Below are 23,665 nucleotides of genomic sequence, written 5' to 3'. Positions count from 1 at the left end.
GAAACCTGCCGGGATGGCGCGTGGCACGGCGCCGGGGAGGGGGATGGAGAGTGGGAGTTGGAGTGGCGAAATCGTCTGCACGATGACTCTCCTGTCCATTGTTGTTGTTTGTGTCGCGCAACACGGCGGCGGCAACAATTCACCTTAGCAATGCCGTTGCCTGCGTGCCGAAAGATTTGTTTCACTCGTCGACGTTGTCGCACTGCAGCGAAGCGACGCGTATTTCTTACTCGCGCCTGTAATTCCTACAGCATGTGTGGAGAAAATTCCCGCGACGCGGGCGACGGCGCGCGCAGCAGAGGCGGACGTGGTCTTTATTCCCGTACCAGCAGGGTCCTGAATCCATCAGCCCCCTCCTGTTCCCGCAGGCACGCGGTTTGCACGATCTTCCTGCGGTGAGGCCCGAGCCTTTCCGGCCCGAGCCTCCCGAAGTCTTATCGACCGGAGGAAATTGCCGTGGATCTGCTGGAAAATAAAGGGGTGCCGATCGACAAGCAGTCTTTGACATGGAAGGACATGGCGGGAAAGCCGATCAGCAAGCTCGACGACGAGGCTTTCACCCGCGTACGCATCATCCTCATGAACGCGCTCGAGCTCGACGCGTTGCGGCTGTCCCACGTGGGGGCGCGGATGAATGGCGAACTGCGACAGTCGCTGGCCGAGATCCGCCGCGTCGAGCAGCACCAGGCAACTGCGGTGAACGGGTTGTTGTCGGCCGATCATTCGCCGCTGGAGACGACGATCGCGTACGAGCAGGTCGCCGTCGAAGTAACCGCGGCAGTCGCCCAGCGGGAACCGGACCCGTACCTCGCGCAGGTCTACCGCTTCGGGCTGCTCGAGGATTTCGATCATCTCTATCGCTACTCGGCGCTGCTCGACCGGCTCGAAGGCAAGGATTCGAACAACATCCTGCAGGGGCATACCGACATCGCCCCGGGCCGTCCGACCGTGGACGGACACCGGGCGCCGGTCGATGACCTGCGGTTGCCCTATGGCCGTGACGCCAATTTCCTGACGAAGCTGCATGCGACGCTGATCACCGCCGCCGAATGCCAGACGCACGACTACTACATGACGATCGGCCCGATGTTCGCCGACCCGGTCGCGCGGCAGCTGTACGCGGAGATCGCGTCGGTCGAGGAGCAGCACATGACGCAGTACGGCTCGCTGCTGGACCCGCGGCAAAGCTTCCTGGAGCTGTGGCTGCTCCACGAGGCGACCGAGGTCTACGGCTACTACAGCTGCGCCCGGTCGGAAAGCAACCCGCGCATCCGCGAGATGTGGGAGCGTTTCTGCGACTACGAACTGGGCCACCTGCATCACGTGTGCGGCCTGTTCAGGCAGTACGAGAAGCGCGATCCGGCCGAAGTGCTGGCGCGGACGCTGCCCGCGCCGCTCGAGTTCAAGAGCCAGCGCGACTTCGTCCGCGACGTGCTCGCAGCGGAAGTCGACCTGCGCGCGAACGGCGTGGATTTCGTCAAGCTCGCCCGCGAGAGCCCCGTATCCCGCGAATACCGCCGCCGGATCAACGCCGACGGGTCGCCGTCGACGCGGGTGGCGACGGCGTATCACTGGACGTCGGGCACTGAACTCAACCGGTCGCTGAAAGCAGCATGAACTCGACACGCGATATCCGCCCGCTGCTCAGGGGGTTATTCGACGAACATGAGTTTGGGGAAGGAAGGATCATGGATGACGTCACCGAGCCCGGATTCAACCGCACCGGTGCACAGTCCTCGCCGCTGTCGGTCCACAGCATGCAGTTGTATGCGGACGAACGGGTGCCGGAAGAGGTGAGCGCCCCCGACGAGATGCCCGATGGCAGGGAGATCGCCGCCGTGCGTTGCGACTACGCGGTCGAGGCCGAACGCATCGGCTCGGTGCCGATGCCGGGCGTGCTGACCAGCGCATTCACCGCGGCGTTGTCGAAGCTCGGCGCGAGGAAGCCCGAAGTGCTGGTCGACAAGCTCGGCGAGCGGCTCGCCTTCGAGCGCATCGGCGTGCGCCTCTACCAGGCGCTGATCGACAAGGCGTCGGCGCTCGCGACGCAGCAGCGGATGCCGTTCTCGGTCGACGACCTGCAGCGCCTGCGCGATGACGAACTGGCGCACATGCACGTGCTGGCCTCGGCGCTCGATTCGCTCGGCGCCGACTCGACGGCGCAGACCCCTGCCGCGGCGGTTTCGGCGCTCGCGATCAGCGGCCTGATGCAGGTCCTCACCGACCCGCGCACGACGCTCGTCCACTGCCTCGAAGCGATGCTGATCGCCGAGCTCGCCGACAACGCGAGCTGGGACCTGCTGATCAGCCTGACGGCGGAAGCCGACCAGGACCAGTTCTTGCCGCAGTTCCACAGCGCGCGCGACAGCGAAAAGGCGCACGTGCGCCAGATCCGCGGCTGGCTGCAGACAGTCGTGCTCGGGGAAGCGAGCTGACCGCGTGAATCGCTGACTACCTGACTACCCGTGAATCGCAGGCCGCGCACTACGTGGTGCGATTCGCACGCGGAGACTTGCCATGAGCGACCAGACGATCGTTGAGCAGATTCCAGCACAGCAGCAGGACACGCAGCCGGGGCGCGAGGAGCCGATGGTGCCGCGCCCCGAGGATGAAATGAAGCACTACCGCGGCTCGGGCAAGCTCGCCGGCCAGGCCGCGATCGTCACCGGCGGGGACAGCGGCATCGGGCGCGCGGTGTCGATCGGCTTCGCGAAGGAAGGCGCGGACGTGGCGGTGGTGTACCTGTGCGAACACGAGGACGCCGAACATACGCGGCGGCAGATCGAGGCGCAGGGGGCGAAGTGTCTGCTGCTGGCCGGGGACGTCGGCGACGAGGCGTTCTGCGCGGACGTCGTCGAGAAGGTGGTCGCGAAGTTCGGCCGTCTCGACATCCTGGTCAACAACGCCGCCGAGCAGCATCCGCAGGAGGACCTGGCCGCGATCTCGCGGGAGCAGCTCGAACGCACTTTCCGCACCAACCTGTTCTCGATGTTCGACCTCACCCGTCACGCGCTGGCGCACCTGAAGGAGGGCGCCTGCATCATCAACTCGACGTCGGTGACGGCGTACCGCGGCAGCGCGCACCTGATCGACTATTCGGCGTCGAAAGGCGCGATCGTGTCGTTCACGCGCTCGCTCGCGCAGTCGCTCGCGAAGCGCCGCATCCGCGTCAACGGCGTCGCCCCCGGGCCGATCTGGACGCCGCTGATCCCGGCCAGTTTCGACGCTGAAAAAGTCGAGCATTTCGGCGAAAAGCAGCCTTTGGGCGGCGCCGGCCAGGCGGACGCGGTCGCGCCGAGCTACATCTTCCTCGCGAGCAGCGATTCGAGCTACATGACGGGGCAGGTGCTGCATCCGAACGGCGGCGAGATCGTCAACGGGTGACGCGCAGCCGGGAACGCGACGTGCCGGTACGCCGATTGCAACGGCCCGCGTCACCGGCGCCAGTGCCGCACCCTTGCCAGAGGAGGTTTTCCCATGTCCCAACAAACCACGCTATCGCCTGAAATGCTGGCCTGCATTGAACTGTGCCGGCGCTGCCAGATGGTCTGCCTCGCCATGGCGACCGGACACTGTCTCGAAAAAGGCGGCCGCCATGTCGAGCCGGAACATCTGCGCACCATGATCGTCTGCGCGGAGATCTGCCAGGCGGCCGCGAACGTGATGACGACCAACTCGACGCTGCACCGCCAGGTGTGCGCGGTCTGTGCCGACATCTGCGACGCGTGCATCAGCAGCTGCCGCGATCTGGACGAGATGGAGGAATGCATCTTCGCCTGCGAGCGGTGCAAGAGCAGTTGCGAAGCAATGACTTCGGTATGAGGCGGGATCGGTGGCGTAAGCAGGAGTTACAGCGCGGCGTAAGAATTGCGCTTCGGGACCGTCGTCTGACCGCCCGTTTTGGGGAATTTCGCCCGCCCAGGCGGGGTTTCAGCAGGCGGTACGGATGTTGCTGATCGAATCACGCGTCCGCTTGCGGACGGGCATTTCACCCTCTCAAACGGAAGGACAGACCATGGAAATCAGATCGGAAACCAGAAGCGTGGACCCTGCAGGCGTGAGCAGCGTAACCATCGAGCCGGAAGGCACCCCGTTGTACAGCATCCGCTGGAGCGCGGTGATTGCCGGTTTCGCCGTCGGCCTGGGCGTGCATGTGCTGTTCGTGCTGATCGGCATTGCCGCGGGTCTTGCCGTCGTCGGCGCCGGGGAGCGACCGGAAGGAGAGAGCATCTCGATCGCCGCCGCAACGTGGAACACGGTCAGCATGCTGATCGCGGCGTTCATCGGCGGTTACGTCGCTTCCCGCTCGTCCGGCCTGCGGCGCACTTCGGACGGCATGCTGCACGGCGTCGTCTCGTGGGGGGCGACGATGCTGTTTTTTGCCATCCTCACCGGGTCGGTTACCGGCAACGCGCTGGGCGGGATGTTCGGCATGGCGGCGAACACGGCGACGACGGCCGCAGCCTCGGCCGCCGCAGCGCCGGGCGAGTCCGCAGTCGGCGAGCTGCTGTCGAGCCTCGAACGCGGCGACCGCGCGGCAGCCGTCGATTTGCTGCAGAACCGCTTCGGCATGAGCCCGGACCAGGCCAATCGCGCCGCCGAGCAGGCCCTGGCGCTGACAGGCCGTTCGCCGTCCGGGGCCGATGCGCAGGCCGGCGGCGAGCGCATCGACGTCGCGCAGACCGCGTCGGCTGCCAGCGCGTGGCTGAGCGCCGCGATCCTGCTGTCGCTCCTGGCCGGCGCCGGTGGCGGCCTCCTCGGTGCGCGCGGTGCGCGGCGTCCGATCGTGCCGGAGCGCCATGAACGCCACGTCGTGTCGACGACCCCGCGTCGTCATGTGCCGACCGCGGGCTGAGCGCGTCGTTGTTTCTCCAGCGCTTGCTCCCGCTCCAGCGCCTCGACAAACGAGGCGACGATCGCCGCCCGCAGCGCGCGCCACTCGGCGCGCCCGGGCGCGACATGGCGCTGATTGATTTCGAGCTCGATGCCGACGTAGTCGCCCGCGGCATGGTGGCGCCGCAGCCACGCACATAACCCGTCGGATTTTCCCGTGTAGGGGTAATTGCGCCGCACTTTCAGCTGCGGCGCGCGTGCCTGAAGCGCCGCGATCCAGCGCGCGCTGAGCGCCGCTTCGCCCGGCCGGCCTGGATCGTAGAGGATGCCGACATCGGCGTTGCGCACGACGCCGTCGAGCACGGGCGTGAAGCTGTGGCTCGAAACATGGACGACCCGCTGTCCGCCGCCGATCGCGCCGGCGACGAGCTCTTCGACTTGGCGCCGGTACGGCAGGTAGTGGCGCGCCCGGATGCCGGCGCGGATGTCGGGCGGCGAGGCAGAGATCCATTCGGAGTGGAGCTTCGGATGCCCCGGGCTGCGGTTCAGGTCGACGAGCAGGCGCGTGGTCGTCGCCGCGACGAGCGGCGCAGCCAGCGTCCGTGCCAACTGGCGGGCGAGGGTGAGGGCGCCCGGATCGTAGCCGCGGTGGCTGTCGAGCGCGTCCCGCGCCGTCGCGAACAGCTCGCGGTAACGCGGCGGCACGCGGTTGCCGCCGTGCTCGCAGGAAACGACGAAGGCGACTGCGCCGTCGCCCCCCGCCGCATCCGCTGCCGCGGACGCTACGCCGTCCCCTGGAACTGGCGGTTGTCGCGCAGGCATTGGCACAGCTCCCGATAGACGTCGCGCATCTGCAGCCGGCCGGGGTCCTCGCCGAGTGCGGCGACGATGCGGCGCGCGAGCGGGCCGCGCTCGAGGATCAGCTGCAGCGGGGCGTGCCAGCGCGGCGCGAGCCGCTCCTCGGCGAGCAGCAGGTCGATGAGGCGCGCCCACAGCTCGTCGGCGCGGCACGGGCCGCAGTCGAGGCCGAGTTGCGTGAGATAGCTCGCGTCGTCGATCAGCGTTTGCTCGGCGTCGCGCAGGCACGCGCGAAACGTCGCGACCAGCGCCGCGGTGCGGATCGTGCCGTCGGCGTCGGGCGCGGACGGGTACGAATCGTAGAGCCGCCGCACCAGCGCCGCGGTCACGGCGGCGATCGCGAGGTCCGCGTGCGGGCATTCCTGCACGTCGAGGACGCGGATCTCGATCGCGTTGCGCTCGAAGCGCGGGATCGCCGCGCGCACGTTCAGCCATTCGTGCTGCAGCACGCCGCCGTCGCCGTATTCGGCCGCTTCGCGGTACATCGGCGCGAGGATCTGCGCCCGGTATTCGGCCGGCGAGCCGGTCGGGCGCGGAATGCACTCGCCGATCGACGACGGCAGCTGGCGCTGGTGGTCGCGATACACCTCGAGGCGGTAATCCATGAAGCCGGTCAGGCGCCCGTCGGCGATCGGCGAACTCGCCGCGAGCGCCGGCAGGATCGGCAGCACCAGGCGGACGGCGGCGTGCAGGCGCGCGAACTGCTCGTCGTCGCCGAACGGCAGGTTCAGGTGCACGCTCTGCAGGTTTCCCCAGCCGTGGCGGCGGCAGTCGAAAATGCGGTCATAGGTGCTGTAGATCGCGCAGTTTTCGTGGGTCCACAGCCGCGTTTCAGTGTGCGGGTCCATCCACGGATGCATGCCGCCGGGCATCAACTGTGCGCCGTGCCGTTCGAGCAGCGCGTTGATCGCGGTGATCTCGGCATGGAAGGCTTCGGGCAGCGCGTCGAGCGTCGCGGTCGGAAAGCGATTCTTGATTTCCAGCACATGCAGCGCGAGTTCGTTCGACCACCCCATCTCGCCCCGCTCGACGTCGGCAGCGGGATGTCCGGCCCCGAGGCACAGCAATTCGTCCGCGATCGGGCGCACGTCGAGCCCGTCGCGGTCGACGATCATGTATTCGATCTCGACGCCGTAGCCGCCGAACGCGTCCAGCACCGGAGCGCGGCTCGCGCAGCTCTGCGCCGCATCGTGCGCACCCCTGCGGGCGGGGGTCGGGTGTTCCGCACTCATGCCGGATTTCCTCCACTGCGGTCCTGTTCCAGGCGGCGCAGGAACACGCCCATGACTTCGCGATAGAGCGCGTCCTTCAGTACCCCGTCCTCGTTGCCGGCGTCGACGTTCGGGTTGTCGTTGATCTCGATGATGCAGCAGCGATTGCCGCTTTGCTTGATGTCGACGCCGTAGAAGCCGTCGCCGATCAGGTTCGCCGCCTGCAGCGCGATGTTCACGACATCCTCGGGCGCCTCGCCGATCGCGAGCGCTTCGGTCGGGCCTTCTTCGTTGCGGCCGGTTTCGCTGTTGTGGTCAATGATCTGCCAGTGGCCATGCGCCATGTAATATTTACAGACGAAGATCACCCTGCCGTCGAGGATGCCGACGCGCCAGTCGAATTCGGTCGGCAGCCACTCCTGCGCAACGATCAGGTCCGACATCTCGAGCAGTTCGGCGACCTTCGCGCGCAGCTCCCTTTCATCGCTGACCTTGTCGACGCCGACCGAAAACGAACTGTCCGGCTGCTTGAGCACGCACGGCAGCGCGAGCAACGGCACGATCTGGTCGATGTTGTCGCGGTGGATCAGCAGCGTGCGCGGTGCCGGCAGGTTGTGGTGGGCGAGCAGCTCTGCGAGGTACACCTTGTTGTTGCACTTGAGGATCGAGTCCGGGTCGTCAATGACGATCAGTCCTTCGGCTTTTGCGCGCCGTGCGAACCGGTACGTGTGGTGGTGGACGAAAGTGGTGTCGCGGATGAACAGCGCGTCGAACTCCGGCAGGCGGCCGAAATCGCCCGGCAGGATGAACTCGGGCTGCATGCCGAGCGCGGTGGCGGCTGCGGCGAACTTGCGCAGCGCGGCAGGGTTGGACGGCTGGTGGGCTTCTTCCGGATTGTGCAGGATCGCGATGCGAAAGCGCCGCGTGGCGCTCTGCGGACCGGTGCTGCGCCGGGCGAAATGTCGCGCCGCGGCGTCGAATGCGAACTGCCGATGCTCCGCGGGGATGTCGTTGATGCCGATGAGGTCGATGGAGCGCGTCTGCCAGTGGCCCTTGACGCGCTCGAAGTGCGCCCGCAGCAGCGGCACCTGCAGCAGCTTGAAGAGCTGCCCGGCGAGCACGTTGTAGCGCTGCGCAACGTTCAGCCCGAAATACACGCTCAGCTCGAACTGCGCCGACTTCAGCGGCGCGAGCGTCTGCTCGACGAGCTGCGCGAGTTCGCTCGTCAGCACCTGCACGAGGTTCTGCGACTGCAGGTCCTCGATCGTGCCGGCGGGCGGCCACGGCCGATGCCCGCGCGCCTCGGCGAGCAGCGAAACGTAGTAGCCGAGCTTCTGGTAGTGGAACGACTGGCACAGGTTGAACACGTGCGCCGAGCGGTCTTCGCCGTAGGCCGGGTCGGTCAGGTAACTGCGGGCGGGAACGACCGGCGGGCCGCTCTCGCCCAGCGGCCAGTCGTCGGGGTTTTCGACGACGATCAGCGAATTCACGGCAGCTCCGGGTCGGCAGGCCTGGGCTTGCGCGGCGAGATCACCAGCAGGTTCGCGTCGTGGGTGACGATGCCGAGGAGTATCGACGCGATGACGCGGTCCATCCGGATCCAGTATTCGCGCATGCCGCCATACGGGTGGGGGCCGTACGGGTCGGCCACGAGCAGGCGTCGCGCCGGCCGGTCATAGCCGGCGATGATGACGAAATGCCCGGACGGTGTGCCGCGCACGTCGTCCGGGATGTCGTTGGGGCCGAATTCCCGCGCCGTGCGGTACAGGAACGTCGAGCTGAGCCCGGTGATGATCGGATGGCGGCGGCGCAGCAGCCCGCGCAGCATCGGCGGCGACAGATCGGTGAACCGCAACCGGCCGCCGAGCCGCAGGAAATCGAGGTAACCCTCGGTCGCGTGCAGCAGGCGCGGGTTGTCCTTGACTTCGCGCTGCGCCTGCAGCCGCTCGGCGATGTCCGGCTTGTTGCGGAACCACGTCGGGTCGAACACTGTGAGGTTGTACGTGTAGATCGTCGCTTCGAAGCCGTTCGCGAGCGCGTCGCACGCGAGGAACACCGCGTAAGTGCCGCCATGGATCAGCGCGCGCGTGCGTCTGATGACCGCATCGAGCGAGATGTCCTCGCCCCAGTACCGATACACCGCGTGCAGGCAGGTCGGCCCGCACGTGGTCTCGGTCGGCTGGGGCAGGAGGTCGACGTTCAGTCGCAGCGAAGCCGGCAGCACGGACTGCGATCCTCCAGGTGTCAATAACTCGATTGCGAGCAAACGCCATGCCTGCTCGCGCCATCCTCCCGATCTGCAGTGAAGCTTCCGGGCACCGCTTTTGCATTAAGGACGGAACGCAGGCGGTGTGCCTGCTTCATTCTTGATCGAGGAGGTGCATCATGCAAGTAAGCGAGGCAATGACCATGGACGTGCGAATGCTCGATCCCGAACAGAGCATCGAGGATGCAGCACGCATGATGGCGGAATGGAACGTCGGAGCGCTGCCGGTCAACGACGGCGAAAAGCTCATCGGCATGGTGACCGACCGCGACATCACGATCCGCGCGGTTGCGGCCGGGAAGAGTCCCGATACCCGTGTCCGCGACGTCATGACCAAGGAAGTCAAATACTGCTTCGAGGACGAGGATATCGCCCACGTCGCCCGCAACATGGGGGACGAGCAGATCCATCGGCTGGTCGTGCTCGATCGCAACAAGCGGCTGGTGGGAATCGTCGCCCTTGCCGACATCGCGAATACCGAAGGCGCGCAGCCGGCCGGCGAAGCGGTATGCGGCATTTCGGAACCCACCGGTTCGACTCACTGAGGGGCTCCTGCAGTCGCCGCAGGCACGACGAAAAATCGTGCCGCAACACGAAACCGGACCCTCTGCAGGGTCCGGTTTTCGTTGTGGCGCCCCTGCAGCGGCCCTATAACGCGCCGAGCAGCACCAGCACCAAAAGCACGATCAGGACGAGTCCCAGCAGTCCGCTCGGACGGTAGCCCCAGGAACTGCTGTAGGGCCAGGCAGGGAGCGCGCCGATCAGCAGCAGCACCAGCAGGATAATGAGTATCGTCGATAAGGCCATGATCGTCGTCCTTTGAAGGCAGGCGGCTCACGCCGCGGTACTCCGGACAGGCAGCTTCCGTGCCCGGAGCGGCGCAACGGTGCTGCCACATCCGGCCAGGGGCGCGCGCCGGCGCATGTAAGCGTTACAACGCCGGGTGAGATTATCCACTTCTCCCGGATGTCATTACCGCCGTGGCGCCGCGGCGTGCCGGGCATGCGGTTTGCCTCACCCCTGACGTCAGCGGGAAATTCCCCCCCTGCCTGTGAATGGAGGTGTCCCATGTTGTATTACGCAGCGATATTCCTCGTGATCGCGATCGTCGCCGCCCTGTTCGGGTTTGGCGGAATCGCGAGCGGTGCGGTCGGCATAGCCAAGATCCTTTTCTACATTTTCCTCGTGATCGCGGTGATCTCCCTGATCCTCGGGATCTTGCAAAAATAGAACGTCGCGCCTGCGCTCACCGCGGCGCCGCTGCGGTGTTGGGTGCGCACAGCGCGGATATCGAAAGGAGGTCTGCCCATGAAGCGTCGATTCTCGATTCTCGTTGCCTGCGTGAGCCTTGCGGCTCTCGCCGGGTGTGACGACCGTCCGGCCGAGCCGGGCACGACGACCGGGGCCGCGCCCGGTACGAGCGCGGACACCAAGGAAAGAGTGGAGACGAACGCCAACCGCGCCGGCCAGGCAGTGGACGACGCGGTTCTCACGACGAAGGTGAAAACGGCGCTGCTGGCCGAAGAGGGCCTGGATGCCGGCGCAATCAGCGTCAGCTCGGAAAATGGCGTCGTGACGCTGAGCGGCGCCGTTCCGGCCGACCAGATTGCGCGCGCCGACGCCGTTGCGCGCAAGGTCGAAGGCGTACAGGAAGTGGTCAATGCGCTGAAGGCGCCGCCGGCGTCCTGATCCCGATTTCGGCTCCTGTCCCGCGCAAGCACGCAAGGGCAAAAAGACAGGGACAGCGGCCGGCAGCAGTTGTCCTTGCCGGACATTCCGGCGAGGCAAACGCGGCGCTGCCCGGTGCCGGGTAAGCGTGAAGGCGTCGCCCTCCAGGCGAGGCCGGTGATTTTCCAACGGAGGACCATAGAAAATGACAAGCAGAAGAACAGTGCTGACTGCCGCCCTCGCGGCGCTTGCCCTGCCCGTCGTCAGCGCGTGTGCGGGGAGCCGGTCGCGCGAATCGACCGGCGAATACATCGACGACGCGACGATCACGACGCGCGTGAAAGCCGCGCTGATCGACGACCCGCAGGTCAAGGCGCGTGAGGTGAACGTCGAGACCTCCCGTGGCGTGGTGCAGCTGAGCGGCTTCGTCGCGAAGTCCGGTGACGCCGAGCGCGCCGTCGAAATCGCGCGCAAGGTTCCCGGCGTCAAGTCCGTCAAGAATGACATCAGGGTCAAGCCGGCGTATTGACGGCTGCCTCGGAAACGCTTCCTTCGACCGCCGGTGCGAATCCTTCCGGGGCGGCACATGGGGCACGGTGTTCGGTCCGTTCGTGCTCGCGGCCTGCGTAACGGGGCCGGCGGTCGATACGGCGGCTCTCCCGGTGCGCGCTCCGCCGGCCGCCGTCGAAGTCCGCGTCGAGCACGCCGACGGCGCGCTGCGCACGCATCCCTCGCCCAAGGTCGCGCATCAGCTCGAAGCCGACGGTGTCGGCAAGGAACTGCTCGTCCATCATCTCGCCCATGTCGAGAAGGCGCTCACGGCGCCGCTGGTCCTGGGCAACCACGCGCACCTGCTCGTCGACGGCCCGGCCACGTACCGGGCAATGTTCGGGGCGATCGAGAAAGCGCGGCGCCACGTTCATCTCGAAACCTACATCCTCGAGTCGGGGGAACAGGGCGAGCGTCTTGCCCGCCTGCTCGCGGCGAAGCGGCGGCAGGGCGTCGAGGTTCGCGTCCTGTATGACAGCGTCGGCTCGCGCGACACCCCTCCCGGCTATTTTGAGGGACTCGCCGCGGCGGGCGTCGCGGTGTGCGAATTCAATCCGGTCAATCCGCTCAAGCTCGAAGGCGATCCGCGGCTGAGCCTCAACAACCGGGACCATCGCAAGGTGCTGGTGATCGATGGCCAAATCGCCTTTACCGGCGGCATCAACATCAGCGGCGTGTATCGCGCGGGTTCGTTCGGCAGCAAGCGCCGCGTGCCGACTCGCGAGGAGGGATGGCGCGACACCCACGTGATGGTGCGGGGACCGGTCGTGACGCAGTTCGAAGCGCTGTTCAACGACGCATGGCACGAGCAGCGCTGCCCGTCTCCGGTAGCGCGGCAGGCGACCCGCGCCGAGCGCGCCGGCGGCATGGCGATGCGCCTGGTCGCCGCCGATCCGGTGTCGGGACGCAGCGAGCTGTACGTCGCGCTGATGTCCGCGCTCGAACATGCGCGCAAGCGGGCGTGGCTCACCTACGGATATTTCGTGCCGGACGAACGCACGCTGCAGTCGCTGCGCGACGCGGCGCAGCGGGGTGTCGACGTGCGGCTCGTGCTGCCCGGTTTCAGCGATTTCTGGGCGCCGTTCCACGCCGGTCGTTCGCATTACCAGGACTTGCTGAGCGTGGGAGTACGCATCTTCGAACGGCGCGATGCGCTGCTGCATGCGAAGACCGCGGTCATCGACGGGGTATGGTCGAGCGTCGGCTCGACGAACCTCGACTGGCGCAGCTTCGTACATAACTTCGAAGCCGACGTGCTGGTGCTCGACGGTGTGTTCGCGGAAGAAATGGAAGAACTCTTCGGCCTCGACCAATCGGCCTCCCACGAAGTGACGCTCGAGCAGTGGAAGCATCGCGGCGTGCGCGCCCGGCTGCTCGAATGGTTTGCGCGACGCTGGGAGTACCTCCTCTAACCAGCCTCCTGTAGCCGGGCTGGGACGGAATCTCCCGTCGCGGCCGCAGTCGGCAAAAACGGTCAACCCCCGGGAGGGCCCGTTTCGTGCGGTGGCAGCGGGGAGGGCGGCGCTGCCTGCGTCCCCGCGGACGGTTCCAGATCCTCCTCGACGTACAGCATGCGCACCAGCACCAGCGCGATCGCCGTCAGCGGTGTCGCGAACACGACCCCCAGCGCGCCGAGCAACGCGCCGAGGAGCACTTGGGCGCTGATCGTCAGCGCGGGCGGCAAATGCACGCTGTACTGGTCGATCAGCGGCGTGACGACATAGTTTTCGGCCATCTGCACCGCGAGGTAGAGCAGCAGCACGTAGAACGCGTCGGCCGGGCCGGTGGCGATCGCGACGAGCAGCGCGGGCAGTGCCGCAAGGATCGGGCCGATGTACGGGACGAAATCAAGCACGAAGGCGATCAGGCCGAGCGCGAGCGCAAGCTGGATATCGAGCAGCCACAGCCCGACGGTGACGCTCAGGCCGACGACCGCCATGCGGGCGAACGTGCCGATCAGCCACCAGCGCATCGTCATCGTCACCGTGTCGAGCACGTCGCGGGCGCGCGACCGGGCGTGGGCGGGGACCAGCAGCAACAGTCCGTGGCGATACACCGCGGGTGCCGCGGCGCCGAAGATGCCGATGAACACCGCGATCAGCAATCCCGCGATGGCACCGATCGTCATCGAGAATGCGTCTCCGAGGCGCGTCAGCCAGGTGCCGTCCTCGGGGAGCATCGCGCTGAGGTTGCGCTCGGAGAAGAGGATGCGCCCCCACTCGTAACCGTAGACGCCGTTCAGCATCTTCTCCCACGCCAGATGCAGGCTGGGTCCGAGCTGGTCGAGCTGGCTCGCCATTTCGTTGCCCAGCAGGGCCCCTCCGACGACCAGCAGCGCAGCGAGCGTCGCCAGCACGACACCGAATGACACGCTCCGGGACAGGCCGGTCAGGGCGCTCACGCCGTCGCCGAGCCCGCGCAGGAACACCCCGATCAGGATGCCGGCAAACACCAGCAGCAGCACGTCGGCAACGGTCCACACCAGCAGGCTGAAGACGCCGATCAGCAGAACCATCGAGACGATGACGATGGAACGGTCGGCGCGGCGGGCGTCCGCGTCGCGCGTGGGCCGCGGCGGCGTCGGCAGGGCGGCTTCGGTCGGCCGGGCGGCAGCGCGGGCGAGGCGGCGGGCCGGCGGGGTGCGCCCGTGTTTCAAACGGCGGCCTCCTCAGGCCCGGATCTTTGCCGCAGGTCTCCCGTCGATCCCCGGCGGCCCCACCCCGTGCGGCACCGCAAGAGGGGCCAGCGCGGTGGCAAGCGCGGTGTCGGGGGCGATCAGCGTCTGCTCGGCGGGCGTGCCGGAACCTTCATCCCCCATGCCGACGACCCGGGCCTTGAATTCGCGCCGGCTGTCGGCGGGGCGGACGGTGAGCGTGTGCCGGTCACTGTCAGTATTTCCGACAAACATGTCGGCGCTGATGATCAGCCCTGCCACCAGCCCGTCCGGCGGTTCGGGCGGTGCCGCTCCGTTGCGCGGATCGATCGGCGAAGGCAACTCGCCCGGCGCCGCACGACCGTCCTCGCCGCCCGCGCCGGGAATCATCCCCGTGCGCTTCAGTTTCGCCACACCCCACGCTTCCTGCGACCACTGCGCCGAAGGCGAAGGCGTTGTCCGATGAACCGTTCCGCCCGCGAGCGCCACGCCGATGACCAGACTCGCGCCCGCAAATGTCGTGATGATTTCCCCTAGCATGACGTCGTCTCCGCTGGAACTCGTCGTATCAGTCCCAATGCAAGCTTCATGCCTATCTGCGCCGTGCTTTCAACGGGGTACGGCGCTTGCTGCCCGTCGCGCCATCAGGCGCGACGCAAGCGGTGTCGTCGGTGCCGGCGAAAGGCGGAAAAACTTCCCGCCGGCGGGTAATTCCTCCCGGTTTTCCCGGTCGAAAAAACCAATGCCGTGCCGCGAATGTGCCGCGATTCCCGGATCGCTCCCGATCCGCCACAAGGAGTAAACAAAATGATCAAGTGGGCGATCATCTTCTTCGTCATCTCCGTCATCGCCGGCCTGCTCGGCTTCACCGGCATCGCGGCAGGGGCCGCCGGCATCGCCAGAGTGCTGTTCTACATTGCGCTGGCGATCTTCCTCATCGTGCTGGTGTTCGGCGTGCTGCTCGGCGTCCTCGTGTTCTGAACCCCGCGCGGCGCCAGCCGCGCTCAATGCAGCTTCATGCGCGGCCGCGAGCGCCGCGGCAGCCGTTCGCCGATGGTCATCAGCAGCGTCCGCATGCCGCCAAGCAGGATCGCGAGGTGGCGGCGGTACAGCATCCAGTAGCTGAAGCGCGCGAACACGCCGTCGACCCGGCTTCGATCCCCGCCGGCATCGCCGCCGGGCTCTTCGTCGCGCGCCGGCGAGCGCGCGCCGGACTCGCGGTAGCGGAACGGGAGCAGCGATTTGCCGGCCAGGCGCCGCTGCAGCGAGCGGGCCAGCAGCTTCGCCTGCTGCTGCGCGGCCCGGGCCAGCGGAGGCGCCAGCGTCTCCCCTTCGGACGAGACGCAACTCGCGCAGTCGCCGATGGCGAAGATGTTGTCGTCGCGGAAAGTCTGCAGCGTCGTGCGGACCAGCAACTGGCGCCGCTCGTTCGTGTCGAGCGCGCCAAGCGACGCGAGCACTTCCGGCCCCTGGATGCCGGCGGTCCAGACGACCAGGTCCGCGGCGACGACCTCGCCGCTGCACAGCAGCACGCTGTCGTGCCGCACTTCGGCCACCCGGCGGTTCAACCGCACGTCGACGCCGCGTCGCACCAGTTCGCAATGGACGCGCTCCGCGGCTTGCGCCGGAAGCGCTGCGAGCAGCCGCCCGCGCGCCTCGAGCACCCGGATCTTCACCGGCTCGCCCGCCTGGCGCAGCAGGTATCCGCACGAGGCGATCTCCTCGACCGCGCCGGTCAGTTCGTCGGCCAGCTCGACCCCGGTCGCCCCGCCGCCGACGATGACGAGCTGGATCGGCCGCCGGATCCGCTGTCCGGCTCCGGCGCACAACGACAGCAGCCGGCTGCGAAAGTGTTCCGCGTCCGCGGCGCTGTTGAGCGAAATTGCATGGCGCCGCACGCCCGGCGTGCCGAAGTCGTCATCGGTGGCTCCGATCGCGATCACCAGCGTGTCGTACGGGAGCCGCCGGCGCGCCGCCATCTCGACGCCTTCCCCGTCGATCAGCGGCGCGAGCCAGATCTCGCGGCGATGGCGGACGAGCCCTTCGAGGCGGCCGGGATGAAAGCGGAAATGGTGCTGTCGCGCCTGCTGCAGGTAGTCGAGCGCCTGTTCGCGCGGGTTCAGCGTGCCCGCCGCGACTTCGTGTAGCAGCGGCTTCCATAAATGGGTAGGCATCGGATCGACCAGGATGACCTCGGCTTCGCCGCGCCGGCCGACACCGTCGCCAAGGCGCGCAGCCAGTTCCAGCCCGCCGGCTCCGCCTCCGACGATGACGATGCGGTGCGGCGCGGGGCCGGCGCAGGCCCTGCCCCAGGCCGGGTGCGACGCCGATTTGTCGCGCCTTTCGTCATCCTCGGGCAGATAGTCCTGTCCCGGGCTGCCGAGGAAATACGTGAGGAAATACGTGAGCGGTGCGGCGCCGGCCCTCGACTTGCGCATTGCGCCGGGCCGCGTGGCGAGCGATATCGTCGAGGACGCTCGCGGCCCATGCGCCAGGGCCGGGGCGAGAAGACGTGAAGCGTGCGGAAAGTTGCCTGCCAGTCCCGTCATCGCTGTACCTTAGGGAAAATGATTGTAATTCCGTCCCTTGGGCAAGGCGTGTTCCTGCACGAGGCGCCGGGAACCGGCGCCGGTGGAAGGTGCCGGACCAGCTTCCAGAAATACGTCGCCGGCCTGCCAAAAAGTTGCGAAATCACGCGGAAATACTGGTTTTCATGTCTTGTGACAAAAAATTGGTAACGGTACTCTAGCCCCAAGTTGGGTCTTCGGTCTGGGGTAGATGAGAGAGGTTGGCTCGAATCCTGCTGGAACTGAGTATGAGCCGGCGCTGGCGAGCCGGCTGCGCAATGAATCAGCGCGTTTGCCGTGGTGCGCCGAGGGGAGCCAGTTCACCGGTCGCCGTGTCGACGCAGTTCGTCGTGCATGTAAACGCCGAGGACCGTTATGCATTGTTCAATTTATTGCCTGATCTCCAGCCTTGAAGAGCTGCAGCCCACGATGGCGAAGATGACGGACGCCGGGGTGCCGACCGAAGTCGTGACGATGGTTTTTCACTCGGGCGGTTACTGGCTGTCACGCAAGGCCGACGACACGCTCGACCTGGGGCCGTCGGTGTGGGAGGCACCGTTCGTTTCGATGGCGTTGTGGTGGGAACTCGCGACCTTGGGTCTGACCGGAAGCCGGGCGGAAGCGCCTCCCCGTCGGAACCGGAACTCCAGCCCCGCGGTAGTCGTTCCGCTGACCGTGTTCGAAGAACGGCGGCTGAGGAAGCGCGGGAATTAACCCGCGCTGCCCGTTTTTGACATCGAATGGCGACGCTCCCGCCACTGTCCAGGAGCGCCACCGGCGTGGCCGGTCAAGCGGCCTTGTGCGAACGTGAACCACGCTCGGAACGTGTTGCCTCGCCCCCGCGGGACATTTCGGCTCGCGCTTCCTCCCCCGCTTCACGCGTCTCTTCAGCCAGTTCCTCACCCTGGCGCAGCGCCGTTTCGGCCTGGCGGCCTGTGAGTTCGCGGCTGCGTTCGAAACCTTCGCGCATCGTCGCGCGGAACTGTTCACCGCCTTCGCGCAAGGTTTCGCGCGTCGACTCGCTCAACGAATCCGTCGCCATCGCGAGCTCGTCGGCCTGCTGGCGCACCAGTTCCTTGAGATCGTCGAGGCTTTCGGTCGCCTGATGCTGCAACTCCTGCAGGCCGGTCTGCCAGGCCTCGGTCAGGTCCATCGTCTGCTGTTCCCACAGTCGCCCGAGATGGCGCTGAATCTCTCCCGCCGTGCGGTTCGCGTGGCGATTCGATTGCAGCAGCGTGTCGGTGGTGGTCGAAAACAGGCGCTTCGCCCGCTCGTCGGCCAGCTCGAAGAAATGCGAATAGTCGGGAAAACCCATCGCCGACAAGGCGCGGGCCTGGGCGCGCATGAAGATACGCGCGCTCGCCGCTTCCATGTCGTACAACTGGCCGAACCCGCGCAGCGTCGTCGCCGCCATGTCCACCGGTTCCCGCCCGCGACCGCCGAAGCTTTCCTGCTGTCCTTGTCGGCGAGAGGATTCAGCACTCATCTCTTCGTTCCTCTGCTGGCGTACGTCTTCATTCTGCTGCCGGCCTGGGCGTTCAGCCGTTTGCCGACGGGGGTCTTCATTCGTTTGCCGTTGCTGGGCCATCTGAATACTCCTGCGCAGTAAAACGCGTTGGAAGATGCGAAATGGCCGTGGGACCACGGCCATTTCGCTGCTGGTTAACCCTCGTTTCCGAAGGTTGCTGTTGCATAGCAACATCGAGGCCCGTTTTGGGTAGTAGCGGGAAATATGGCTCGATCCGGCGCGGCGCGCGGGATCGACGGGGATGGCGGAATCGCGCGCCGGGACGGTGGCCGGCGAGCTTTCGTGAAAAAGATACAGCTCGCGGAAAATCCTACTCACGCCGCAAGGCACGCACGCATGGCGTAGGCGGATGAGCCGAAGGCGTTATCCGCCAGGCGTTGCGACGGTGCATCGGCAGTCGTCGGAGTGGCGGAAGGCGCTGCGCTTTTCCGCCCTACGATGCGCCCAGGGCACGCACGAACCCGCGCAGGCGTGCGCGTTGGCGATGGCAGGCCGCCGCTCAGTCCTGCCTCGAAGCGATCGCGCGCGCCAGCTCTTCCTTGGTCATGCGCGAGCGGCCGCGGATGCCGAGCGCCTGGGCGCGCTCGTAGAGTTCCTGGCGCGTATGTCCGAGGACGTCCACGCCGCCGAAAGTCTCGCCCCTGGCGCGCTTGCCGCCGCGCCGGTCAGCGGTGCTGCGGCGGGCCTGCGGGTCGGACGGGCCGGGTTCCGCCTTGGCCTCCCAGTGATCGCCGACTTTTTCGAAGCTGTGCTTGAGCGCCGCGATCGCCGTACGGCCCGCGCGCTCGCCCGGACCGTATTCTTCCTCCGCGCGCTTGAGTGTCTTCGCGTAGGTGCGCTGCGCTTTCGGCGGCGAACGCTTCAGCGTGCCGGGTAGTTCCACTTTTCGATTCCTGGGCATGTCGGATTCCTCATGACGGTCCGGGCGGCCTGTACGGTTTCGCGTTCAAGTTTCATGCCGGAATCGCGTTCACAGCATCGCGCATCCGGACGTGCGGGATCACGGGACGCCTGCCGGTCGCGATGATCGCCTTCACGGGAAGGTGGTCGGAGGCCTTGCGCGAGGTGGGCGACCGGTGCGTCTCGAACGCCAGCAGGTTGTGACGCGGCCGCACCCACACGCGATCCAGCGCGAACATCGGCAGCCATACCGGAAACGAGCGCTCCGCCGGCGCGTGACCGAGAATGCCGTGCAGCCAGCGCAACGGACGGCCGAGCGGCAGCCATTCGTTGATGTCGCCGAGAACGATGACGACCTGGTCCATCGGCAGGTGGTGCAGCAACTGCAGCATCTTCTGCACCTGGAAACGGCGTTCCGCGGGCCGCAGGCCGAGATGCGTGACGATGACGCGCACGACCTCGCCCTCGACGTCGAGGTCGACTTCGAGCGCGCCGCGCGGCTCGCGCCGGTTGAAGCTCAGATCGTGCTGGCGCACCCCGAGCACCGGCCGGCGCGTCAGCAGCGCGTTGCCGAATTCGCCTTCGTGCCGCACGATCGTGTGGCCGGGGATCGCGGTCATCGACGCGGCGTGCGCGAGAAAGTCGAGCTGCATCGAATCGTGGCGGCGGTCGGGCTGGCTATCGACTTCCTGCAGGCCGATGGTGTCGCAGTTCAGCTCCGCGATGACGCGCGCGACGCGCGAGGCGTCCTCGCGGCGGTCGGTGCCGATGCAGCGATGGATGTTGTACGTCGAGATCCTCAGGCAGTCGCTGCCGAGGGCCTCGTCGAGGTTGCGCCAGCTAGCGAGCCCGGTTGCCTGTGTCGCCATGCGGGACGGCCTCCCTGTGCTGGCTCACCAGCCAGCGGCGGACCGCCAGCGTCAGCAGGCTGACGCCGACGACGGCAGCGGCGAGCACGGTGTAGTTGATCTGCGCCGGATCGTGCAGCGCGGCTTCGAGCTGGTCGCCGAAGATCGTCGTTGCCAGCGTGCCGGGCAGCATGCCGATCAGCGTGCCGAGCATGAAGTGCCACAGGCGGATGCCGATCGCCGCAGCGATCAGGCCTTCGACCGCGAAAGGCGCCAGCGGCACGAGCCGCAGCGCGGTCACCGCCAGCAGGCTGCGCCGGCGCAGCGTGTCGGTGATGCGCCGCAGCGGGCGGCCGGCGAAGCTGTGCACGGTGTGCCGGGGCAGGTACAGGCCGGCGATGTAGGTCAGCAGTGCTGCGATCAGGATGCCCGACAGCGCGTAGGCGAAGCCGAGGAAAGGACCGAAGGCGACCACCGCCGCGAGCGTGATCAGCGGTCGCGGGAACATCACGATGCACGCCGGCGTGTAGGCGGCCAGGATCACCAGCGGCGCCCACGGGCGGCCGGCGAATTGCTCCGCCCAGGCGGTGACGCGCGAGGCGTCGAGCCACGCGGCCAGAGGGGTGTAGCGCCACGTCGCGGTGAGCGCGCCGACCACCGCGAAGAACAGCCCGACTTTCAGCGCAACGCGCTTGACGAGCTTGCGCCGGTCGCGCGGCGTGACATCTTCCTCGACCACGACTTCCGGGCTGAACTCCTCGATCAGGCGGTCGAGCGAAACCGGCGCCGCCGGATCGCCCACGCTCGCCAGTTCGATGACGGTCTCGGGCCACTCCGGCAAGCGGTCGATCGGCTTGAGCGTGCGGGGGCGGCCGGCGAAGGCGTCGATCGCGCCGCGCAGGGTTCCCTGCCGGCGGAACGCGTCCTCGACCTGCTGCGGCGCGACATTGAGGTGTTCGGCGAGCAGCTCGTTGCGAAACGCGTGGATCGTCGCGGCCACCTGCGGGTCGCCGCGCGCTTCGAGCGCCGCGTCGCATTCGGTGTCCATGCCCATCGAGCGGTTGCACAGGTTGGCCGAACCGATGCGCAGGATTTCGTCGTCGATGATCATCAGCTTCGAATGAAGGTCGATGCAGATGTTTTCGTCGAGGCCGTCGATGTGAGGGTAGAGGATGTGGAACCGGCCGTAGTGGTCGGCGGCGCGCAGGCGCTGGATGAGGCGCGTGCGCAACACGTGCATCGTGTGTTCCTCGAGCCAGCCGTGGCTGAACAGGCGGACCACGACGACGATCTCGGGCCCGTCCGGCTCGGCCAGCCGCGCGGCGAGCGCCTCGCCAATGCGGTACGCGGTGAAGTATTGGTTCTCGATGTAGATCAGCTCGCGGGCGGCGGCGATCATGTCGAGGTATAGCGCTTCGACTTCGTGAATGCCCGCCTGCAGCGCCGTTTCGGGCAACGTGCGCGCGAGTGCGACATCGATGTCGGTGAAATCGATGTCCAGCGACGCCGGCCAGCGCGACGGGGCGGGCGCCGGCGGCGGCAGCGCGTGGCCGGTCGCGCCCAGCCAGCGCGCCCGTGCAATGCCGGCGAGCGCGAGCGCTGCCTGGCCATCCACGGCCATCATCAGGTCGTGAAACGGCGGGTAGCGCACCTCGCCGCACAGACGGTGCGGCTCGTCGGGGCGGTGGGCGGGGGTGTCCCAGCGTCGTTCGGTCAGGTCGAAGCCGCCGATGAAAGCCAGCGCATCGTCGATGACGACGATCTTCTGGTGGTGCGAACCGCTGACCGGATGCGTGTTGTCGTAGGCCAGATGCACGCGCCGGTGCGCGCGCCAGCCGAAGCCGTAGGTCGGCGGCAGCTCGCGGTCGACGCCGAACACCAGCGGGTAATCCCAGTCGAGGATGTGCACGTGCAGGTCGCGCCGGCGCCGCGTGAGCCAGTTCAGGAAGTCGCCGAGGTGGGCCGGGGGGCCGGCGCGGGTCTCGGCGTCGAAGCGCAGGCAGGTGTTGCTGTTGAAGTCCCACGCCAGGATCAGGATCGAGCGCGTCGCGCGCTCGGCGGCGGCGACGAAGGCCTTGAAATACGCCTCGCCATCGACGAGCAGCCCGACGTGGGCCGCCCGCGCGACGGTGAAGCAATTGACGCCGGGCCGGAACAGGCTCTCCCCGGGGTCCCGGTGTTTCCGGCTTTCGCTCAACGCCGGCGCGTCCACCGGTTGCAAGGCGTCCTCCGTCAGGCCGGGCGCCGGCCGATCTGCTCGATCAGCGACTGCATGTCCTCGGCGTGCTCCTCCTCGACGGCGAGGACGTCCTCGAACAGGCGCCGCGTCGTCGAGTCGGTCGTCCCGATGTACTGCACCGCTTCGCGATAGCTGTCGATCGCGATCCGCTCGGCAACGAGGTCTTCCTTGATCATGTCGATCAACGACGCGCCTTCGATGTATTCGGCGTGGCTGCGCGCAGTCAGCGTGTCAGGCGAAAAGTCCGGCTCCCCGCCGAGCTGGGTGATGCGCTCGGCGAAGCGATCGGCATGCTCCTCTTCCTCGTGCGCGTGCTCGAGGAATTCTTCCGCGATGCTTGCCGAGGTCAGGCCCTTCGCCGTGTAGTAATGACGCTTGTAACGCAGCGTGCACACGATCTCGGTCGCGAGCGCTTCGTTGAGCAGCCGCAGGATCGTGTCCCGGTCGCCGGAGTAGTTTTCGGTCAGCGCGCCTTCCTCGATGTGCCGCCGCGCGCGTTCGCGCAGGGTCTTCACATCGGACAGCATGGCCGGGGCGGGGGAGGTCTGCGGGTCGGGCTGGCTGGGCATGTAGGGCTCCTGTCGGGCGTGAGAATGAAACAGAGGCAGCGAGAGCACCCGGCACCGAGCACGACTCCCGGCTTCCAGCGAGTCCGGCTGCGATCGGCATCCCGGGGGAAGGACGGCGATCGCGTGGCGTCGCTGGACGACCTCGCCAGACTCGTCGTCTTCGTTCCGGGGCCCTCGCGACGCTCCATGCGAACAGCGTGCCCGGGCGCGGGCGGCTCGTGCCGGTATTGCGGCCGGGCCTGCAGCCAGCGCTGTTTTTCCTGCAGAGAGCGGCGCAGGCCGCCGCTTTGCGCGGCATAGAACATCGTCACGTCGCAGACGTGCATCGGAGGTGCTCACGGCTCAGCGGGCCGGTGTGGCGAAATCGAAATCGCCGCCGACGTCGCTCATGTTCCGGTGGCCGGCCCCGGCTGCGTCGCGCGGTACAGGATTTCGACCGGGCGGCGCGGATCGTAGTCCTGCCAGTCGCCCTCGGCCCACGTCCCGCTCGCGCGTTCGATCTGCCGCGCGCCGCAGTCGGTAAGGACCGACACCGCGACGGCCTCGCTGCCGGGGCGGTCGACGCGCACGCACAGCACGGGCCCGGCCGGCGGCTCGGCCGGGTGCTCGACGCTGGCCTGTTCGGGATGCGCGGAGTGGGTGCGGCCCAGTGCACCCGCCAGCGAACCCACGTAGGCTCCGACGCCGGCACCCGCGAGCGCGCCGATCGGTCCGCCGACACTGCCGATGGCCAGTCCCGCAGCGCCGCCGATCAGCGCCGCGGTGGCTGCGCCCTTGCCGGCTTCGCTCGCGCCCTCGTCGCTGGCGGAATCGCCGCCGAAGCGCAGCAAGCCGTGCTGGCCGGGCGGATTCAGGTAGTACGACGAGTACTCGTCGGCGGCGAAGTCCCGCGCGGCGATCGCCGCGCGGGCCTGTTCGAGCTGTTCGGCCTGGGCAAAGTGGCCAACGATGATCGACGACATCGACGTTCTCCGTG

At 67.4% G+C, this 23,665-nt stretch carries 26 protein-coding genes; 12 read left to right on the top strand and 14 right to left on the bottom strand.

Annotated features, from left to right (window positions below):
* Positions 1 to 456 precede the first annotated feature (456 nt).
* The 5 genes from GO606_RS16055 (at position 457) to GO606_RS16035 (ending at position 4,855) form a co-directional block, all read left to right on the top strand.
* Entirely contained in the window at positions 457 to 1,617 is a 1,161-nt protein-coding gene (locus GO606_RS16055; protein WP_169117723.1) for a hypothetical protein, read from the top strand.
* A gap of 71 nt (positions 1,618 to 1,688) precedes the next feature.
* Positions 1,689 to 2,435: a ferritin-like domain-containing protein gene (locus GO606_RS16050; RefSeq protein ID WP_169117722.1), complete on the top strand. Its 747-nt coding sequence runs from the start codon at positions 1,689 to 1,691 to the stop codon at positions 2,433 to 2,435.
* Between the two features lie 82 nt (positions 2,436 to 2,517).
* Positions 2,518 to 3,384 carry an SDR family oxidoreductase gene (locus GO606_RS16045; protein ID WP_169117721.1) on the top strand — a complete coding sequence of 289 codons (867 nt, stop codon included), beginning with the start codon at positions 2,518 to 2,520 and terminating at the stop codon, positions 3,382 to 3,384.
* A gap of 93 nt (positions 3,385 to 3,477) precedes the next feature.
* Positions 3,478 to 3,822, top strand: a complete 345-nt coding sequence (locus GO606_RS16040; RefSeq protein ID WP_169117720.1) for a four-helix bundle copper-binding protein — start codon at positions 3,478 to 3,480, stop codon at positions 3,820 to 3,822.
* Positions 3,823 to 3,946: 124 nt separating this feature from the next.
* Positions 3,947 to 4,855, top strand: coding sequence for a hypothetical protein (locus GO606_RS16035; protein WP_169117719.1), 909 nt, complete (start codon positions 3,947 to 3,949; stop codon positions 4,853 to 4,855).
* Here GO606_RS16035 and GO606_RS16030 read toward each other — a convergent pair.
* The 4 genes from GO606_RS16030 to GO606_RS16015 are packed head-to-tail and all read right to left on the bottom strand — an operon-like array spanning position 4,834 to position 9,126.
* Positions 4,834 to 5,655 (bottom strand): N-formylglutamate amidohydrolase, encoded by an 822-nt coding sequence (locus GO606_RS16030; protein ID WP_169117718.1) that lies wholly within the window; start codon positions 5,653 to 5,655, stop codon positions 4,834 to 4,836. The genes GO606_RS16035 and GO606_RS16030 overlap by 22 nt on opposite strands.
* Positions 5,616 to 6,923 (bottom strand): carboxylate-amine ligase, encoded by a 1,308-nt coding sequence (locus tag GO606_RS16025; RefSeq protein ID WP_169117717.1) that lies wholly within the window; start codon positions 6,921 to 6,923, stop codon positions 5,616 to 5,618. The genes GO606_RS16030 and GO606_RS16025 overlap by 40 nt, the downstream gene beginning before the upstream one ends.
* Positions 6,920 to 8,392, bottom strand: coding sequence for a RimK family protein (locus GO606_RS16020; RefSeq protein ID WP_169117716.1), 1,473 nt, complete (start codon positions 8,390 to 8,392; stop codon positions 6,920 to 6,922). Before GO606_RS16020 ends, GO606_RS16025 begins: the two co-directional genes overlap by 4 nt.
* Positions 8,389 to 9,126, bottom strand: a complete 738-nt coding sequence (locus GO606_RS16015) for a cysteine peptidase family C39 domain-containing protein (RefSeq protein WP_169117715.1) — start codon at positions 9,124 to 9,126, stop codon at positions 8,389 to 8,391. Before GO606_RS16015 ends, GO606_RS16020 begins: the two co-directional genes overlap by 4 nt.
* A 161-nt stretch (positions 9,127 to 9,287) precedes the next feature.
* Between GO606_RS16015 and GO606_RS16010 the strand changes: the two genes are divergently transcribed.
* Positions 9,288 to 9,713 (top strand): CBS domain-containing protein, encoded by a 426-nt coding sequence (locus GO606_RS16010; RefSeq protein ID WP_169117714.1) that lies wholly within the window; start codon positions 9,288 to 9,290, stop codon positions 9,711 to 9,713.
* A 103-nt stretch (positions 9,714 to 9,816) separates the two neighbouring features.
* Here the strand turns inward: GO606_RS16010 and GO606_RS16005 are convergent, their stop codons facing one another.
* Entirely contained in the window at positions 9,817 to 9,975 is a 159-nt protein-coding gene (locus GO606_RS16005; protein WP_169117713.1) for a DUF3309 family protein, read from the bottom strand.
* Between the two features lie 261 nt (positions 9,976 to 10,236).
* Between GO606_RS16005 and GO606_RS16000 the strand changes: the two genes are divergently transcribed.
* The 4 genes from GO606_RS16000 (at position 10,237) to GO606_RS15985 (ending at position 12,797) form a co-directional block, all read left to right on the top strand.
* Positions 10,237 to 10,398, top strand: a complete 162-nt coding sequence (locus tag GO606_RS16000; protein WP_169117712.1) for a DUF1328 domain-containing protein — start codon at positions 10,237 to 10,239, stop codon at positions 10,396 to 10,398.
* Between the two features lie 78 nt (positions 10,399 to 10,476).
* Positions 10,477 to 10,857 (top strand): BON domain-containing protein, encoded by a 381-nt coding sequence (locus tag GO606_RS15995; protein WP_169117711.1) that lies wholly within the window; start codon positions 10,477 to 10,479, stop codon positions 10,855 to 10,857.
* A gap of 184 nt (positions 10,858 to 11,041) precedes the next feature.
* On the top strand, positions 11,042 to 11,365 hold the full coding sequence (locus tag GO606_RS15990) for a BON domain-containing protein (protein ID WP_169117710.1): 324 nt from the start codon (positions 11,042 to 11,044) through the stop codon (positions 11,363 to 11,365).
* Between the two features lie 67 nt (positions 11,366 to 11,432).
* Entirely contained in the window at positions 11,433 to 12,797 is a 1,365-nt protein-coding gene (locus tag GO606_RS15985; protein WP_246979663.1) for a phospholipase D-like domain-containing protein, read from the top strand.
* A 62-nt stretch (positions 12,798 to 12,859) separates the two neighbouring features.
* Here GO606_RS15985 and GO606_RS15980 read toward each other — a convergent pair whose 3' ends face one another.
* Positions 12,860 to 14,041 carry an AI-2E family transporter gene (locus GO606_RS15980; RefSeq protein ID WP_169117708.1) on the bottom strand — a complete coding sequence of 394 codons (1,182 nt, stop codon included), beginning with the start codon at positions 14,039 to 14,041 and terminating at the stop codon, positions 12,860 to 12,862.
* 12 nt (positions 14,042 to 14,053) lie between these two features.
* Positions 14,054 to 14,578, bottom strand: coding sequence for a hypothetical protein (locus GO606_RS15975; protein WP_169117707.1), 525 nt, complete (start codon positions 14,576 to 14,578; stop codon positions 14,054 to 14,056).
* A gap of 267 nt (positions 14,579 to 14,845) precedes the next feature.
* On the opposite strand from GO606_RS15975, the gene GO606_RS15970 reads away from it, so the two are divergent.
* Positions 14,846 to 15,019 (top strand): DUF1328 domain-containing protein, encoded by a 174-nt coding sequence (locus tag GO606_RS15970; RefSeq protein ID WP_169117706.1) that lies wholly within the window; start codon positions 14,846 to 14,848, stop codon positions 15,017 to 15,019.
* A 23-nt stretch (positions 15,020 to 15,042) separates the two neighbouring features.
* Here GO606_RS15970 and GO606_RS15965 read toward each other — a convergent pair whose 3' ends face one another.
* A complete protein-coding gene (locus tag GO606_RS15965) occupies positions 15,043 to 16,476 on the bottom strand; it encodes an NAD(P)/FAD-dependent oxidoreductase (protein ID WP_169117705.1) in 1,434 nt (477 codons plus the stop codon).
* A gap of 558 nt (positions 16,477 to 17,034) precedes the next feature.
* Between GO606_RS15965 and GO606_RS15960 the strand changes: the two genes are divergently transcribed.
* Positions 17,035 to 17,319 (top strand): hypothetical protein, encoded by a 285-nt coding sequence (locus GO606_RS15960; protein WP_169117704.1) that lies wholly within the window; start codon positions 17,035 to 17,037, stop codon positions 17,317 to 17,319.
* Between the two features lie 73 nt (positions 17,320 to 17,392).
* Here the strand turns inward: GO606_RS15960 and GO606_RS15955 are convergent, their stop codons facing one another.
* The 6 genes from GO606_RS15955 to GO606_RS15930 all read right to left on the bottom strand — a co-directional run bounded on the left by GO606_RS15955 (position 17,393) and on the right by GO606_RS15930 (position 23,651).
* The gene (locus tag GO606_RS15955; protein WP_169117703.1) at positions 17,393 to 18,451 is read right to left on the bottom strand and encodes a hypothetical protein; all 1,059 of its coding nucleotides are present in this window, start codon (positions 18,449 to 18,451) and stop codon (positions 17,393 to 17,395) included.
* Positions 18,452 to 18,632: 181 nt separating this feature from the next.
* Positions 18,633 to 19,034, bottom strand: coding sequence for a ChaB family protein (locus tag GO606_RS15950; protein WP_169117702.1), 402 nt, complete (start codon positions 19,032 to 19,034; stop codon positions 18,633 to 18,635).
* Between the two features lie 52 nt (positions 19,035 to 19,086).
* Positions 19,087 to 19,902 (bottom strand): endonuclease/exonuclease/phosphatase family protein, encoded by an 816-nt coding sequence (locus GO606_RS15945; protein WP_169117701.1) that lies wholly within the window; start codon positions 19,900 to 19,902, stop codon positions 19,087 to 19,089.
* The gene (locus GO606_RS15940; protein ID WP_246979843.1) at positions 19,874 to 22,093 is read right to left on the bottom strand and encodes a VTT domain-containing protein; all 2,220 of its coding nucleotides are present in this window, start codon (positions 22,091 to 22,093) and stop codon (positions 19,874 to 19,876) included. Before GO606_RS15940 ends, GO606_RS15945 begins: the two co-directional genes overlap by 29 nt.
* Before the next feature lie 20 nt (positions 22,094 to 22,113).
* Complete coding sequence (locus GO606_RS15935; RefSeq protein WP_169117699.1) at positions 22,114 to 22,689, bottom strand: ferritin-like domain-containing protein; 576 nt, start codon at positions 22,687 to 22,689, stop codon at positions 22,114 to 22,116.
* Positions 22,690 to 23,075: 386 nt separating this feature from the next.
* Entirely contained in the window at positions 23,076 to 23,651 is a 576-nt protein-coding gene (locus GO606_RS15930; protein WP_169117698.1) for a hypothetical protein, read from the bottom strand.
* Positions 23,652 to 23,665: the final 14 nt, after the last annotated feature.

It is taken from the genome of Aromatoleum anaerobium (genome assembly GCF_012910705.2).
Taxonomy (GTDB): domain Bacteria; phylum Pseudomonadota; class Gammaproteobacteria; order Burkholderiales; family Rhodocyclaceae; genus Aromatoleum; species Aromatoleum anaerobium.
Note: the sequence above shows the minus strand (reverse complement) of the source record. Positions and strands in the feature narration are given on the sequence as shown.

Bases quoted from the DNA above. Each gene is read 5' to 3' on its own strand.
- GO606_RS16035 (WP_169117719.1), top strand. From the start codon at position 3,947: ATGTTGCTGATCGAATCACGCGTCCGCTTGCGGACGGGCATTTCACCC.
- GO606_RS16030 (WP_169117718.1), bottom strand. From the start codon at position 5,655: ATGCCTGCGCGACAACCGCCAGTTCCAGGGGACGGCGTAGCGTCCGCG.
- GO606_RS16005 (WP_169117713.1), bottom strand. From the start codon at position 9,975: ATGGCCTTATCGACGATACTCATTATCCTGCTGGTGCTGCTGCTGATC.
- GO606_RS16040 (WP_169117720.1), top strand. From the start codon at position 3,478: ATGTCCCAACAAACCACGCTATCGCCTGAAATGCTGGCCTGCATTGAA.
- GO606_RS15960 (WP_169117704.1), top strand. From the start codon at position 17,035: ATGGCGAAGATGACGGACGCCGGGGTGCCGACCGAAGTCGTGACGATG.
- GO606_RS15975 (WP_169117707.1), bottom strand. From the start codon at position 14,578: ATGCTAGGGGAAATCATCACGACATTTGCGGGCGCGAGTCTGGTCATC.
- GO606_RS15990 (WP_169117710.1), top strand. From the start codon at position 11,042: ATGACAAGCAGAAGAACAGTGCTGACTGCCGCCCTCGCGGCGCTTGCC.
- GO606_RS15970 (WP_169117706.1), top strand. From the start codon at position 14,846: ATGATCAAGTGGGCGATCATCTTCTTCGTCATCTCCGTCATCGCCGGC.
- GO606_RS15965 (WP_169117705.1), bottom strand. From the start codon at position 16,476: ATGCGCAAGTCGAGGGCCGGCGCCGCACCGCTCACGTATTTCCTCACG.
- GO606_RS15935 (WP_169117699.1), bottom strand. From the start codon at position 22,689: ATGCCCAGCCAGCCCGACCCGCAGACCTCCCCCGCCCCGGCCATGCTG.
- GO606_RS15930 (WP_169117698.1), bottom strand. From the start codon at position 23,651: ATGTCGTCGATCATCGTTGGCCACTTTGCCCAGGCCGAACAGCTCGAA.
- GO606_RS15945 (WP_169117701.1), bottom strand. From the start codon at position 19,902: ATGGCGACACAGGCAACCGGGCTCGCTAGCTGGCGCAACCTCGACGAG.
- GO606_RS16045 (WP_169117721.1), top strand. From the start codon at position 2,518: ATGAGCGACCAGACGATCGTTGAGCAGATTCCAGCACAGCAGCAGGAC.
- GO606_RS16010 (WP_169117714.1), top strand. From the start codon at position 9,288: ATGCAAGTAAGCGAGGCAATGACCATGGACGTGCGAATGCTCGATCCC.
- GO606_RS16050 (WP_169117722.1), top strand. From the start codon at position 1,689: ATGGATGACGTCACCGAGCCCGGATTCAACCGCACCGGTGCACAGTCC.
- GO606_RS16000 (WP_169117712.1), top strand. From the start codon at position 10,237: ATGTTGTATTACGCAGCGATATTCCTCGTGATCGCGATCGTCGCCGCC.
- GO606_RS15950 (WP_169117702.1), bottom strand. From the start codon at position 19,034: ATGCCCAGGAATCGAAAAGTGGAACTACCCGGCACGCTGAAGCGTTCG.
- GO606_RS16025 (WP_169117717.1), bottom strand. From the start codon at position 6,923: ATGAGTGCGGAACACCCGACCCCCGCCCGCAGGGGTGCGCACGATGCG.
- GO606_RS15995 (WP_169117711.1), top strand. From the start codon at position 10,477: ATGAAGCGTCGATTCTCGATTCTCGTTGCCTGCGTGAGCCTTGCGGCT.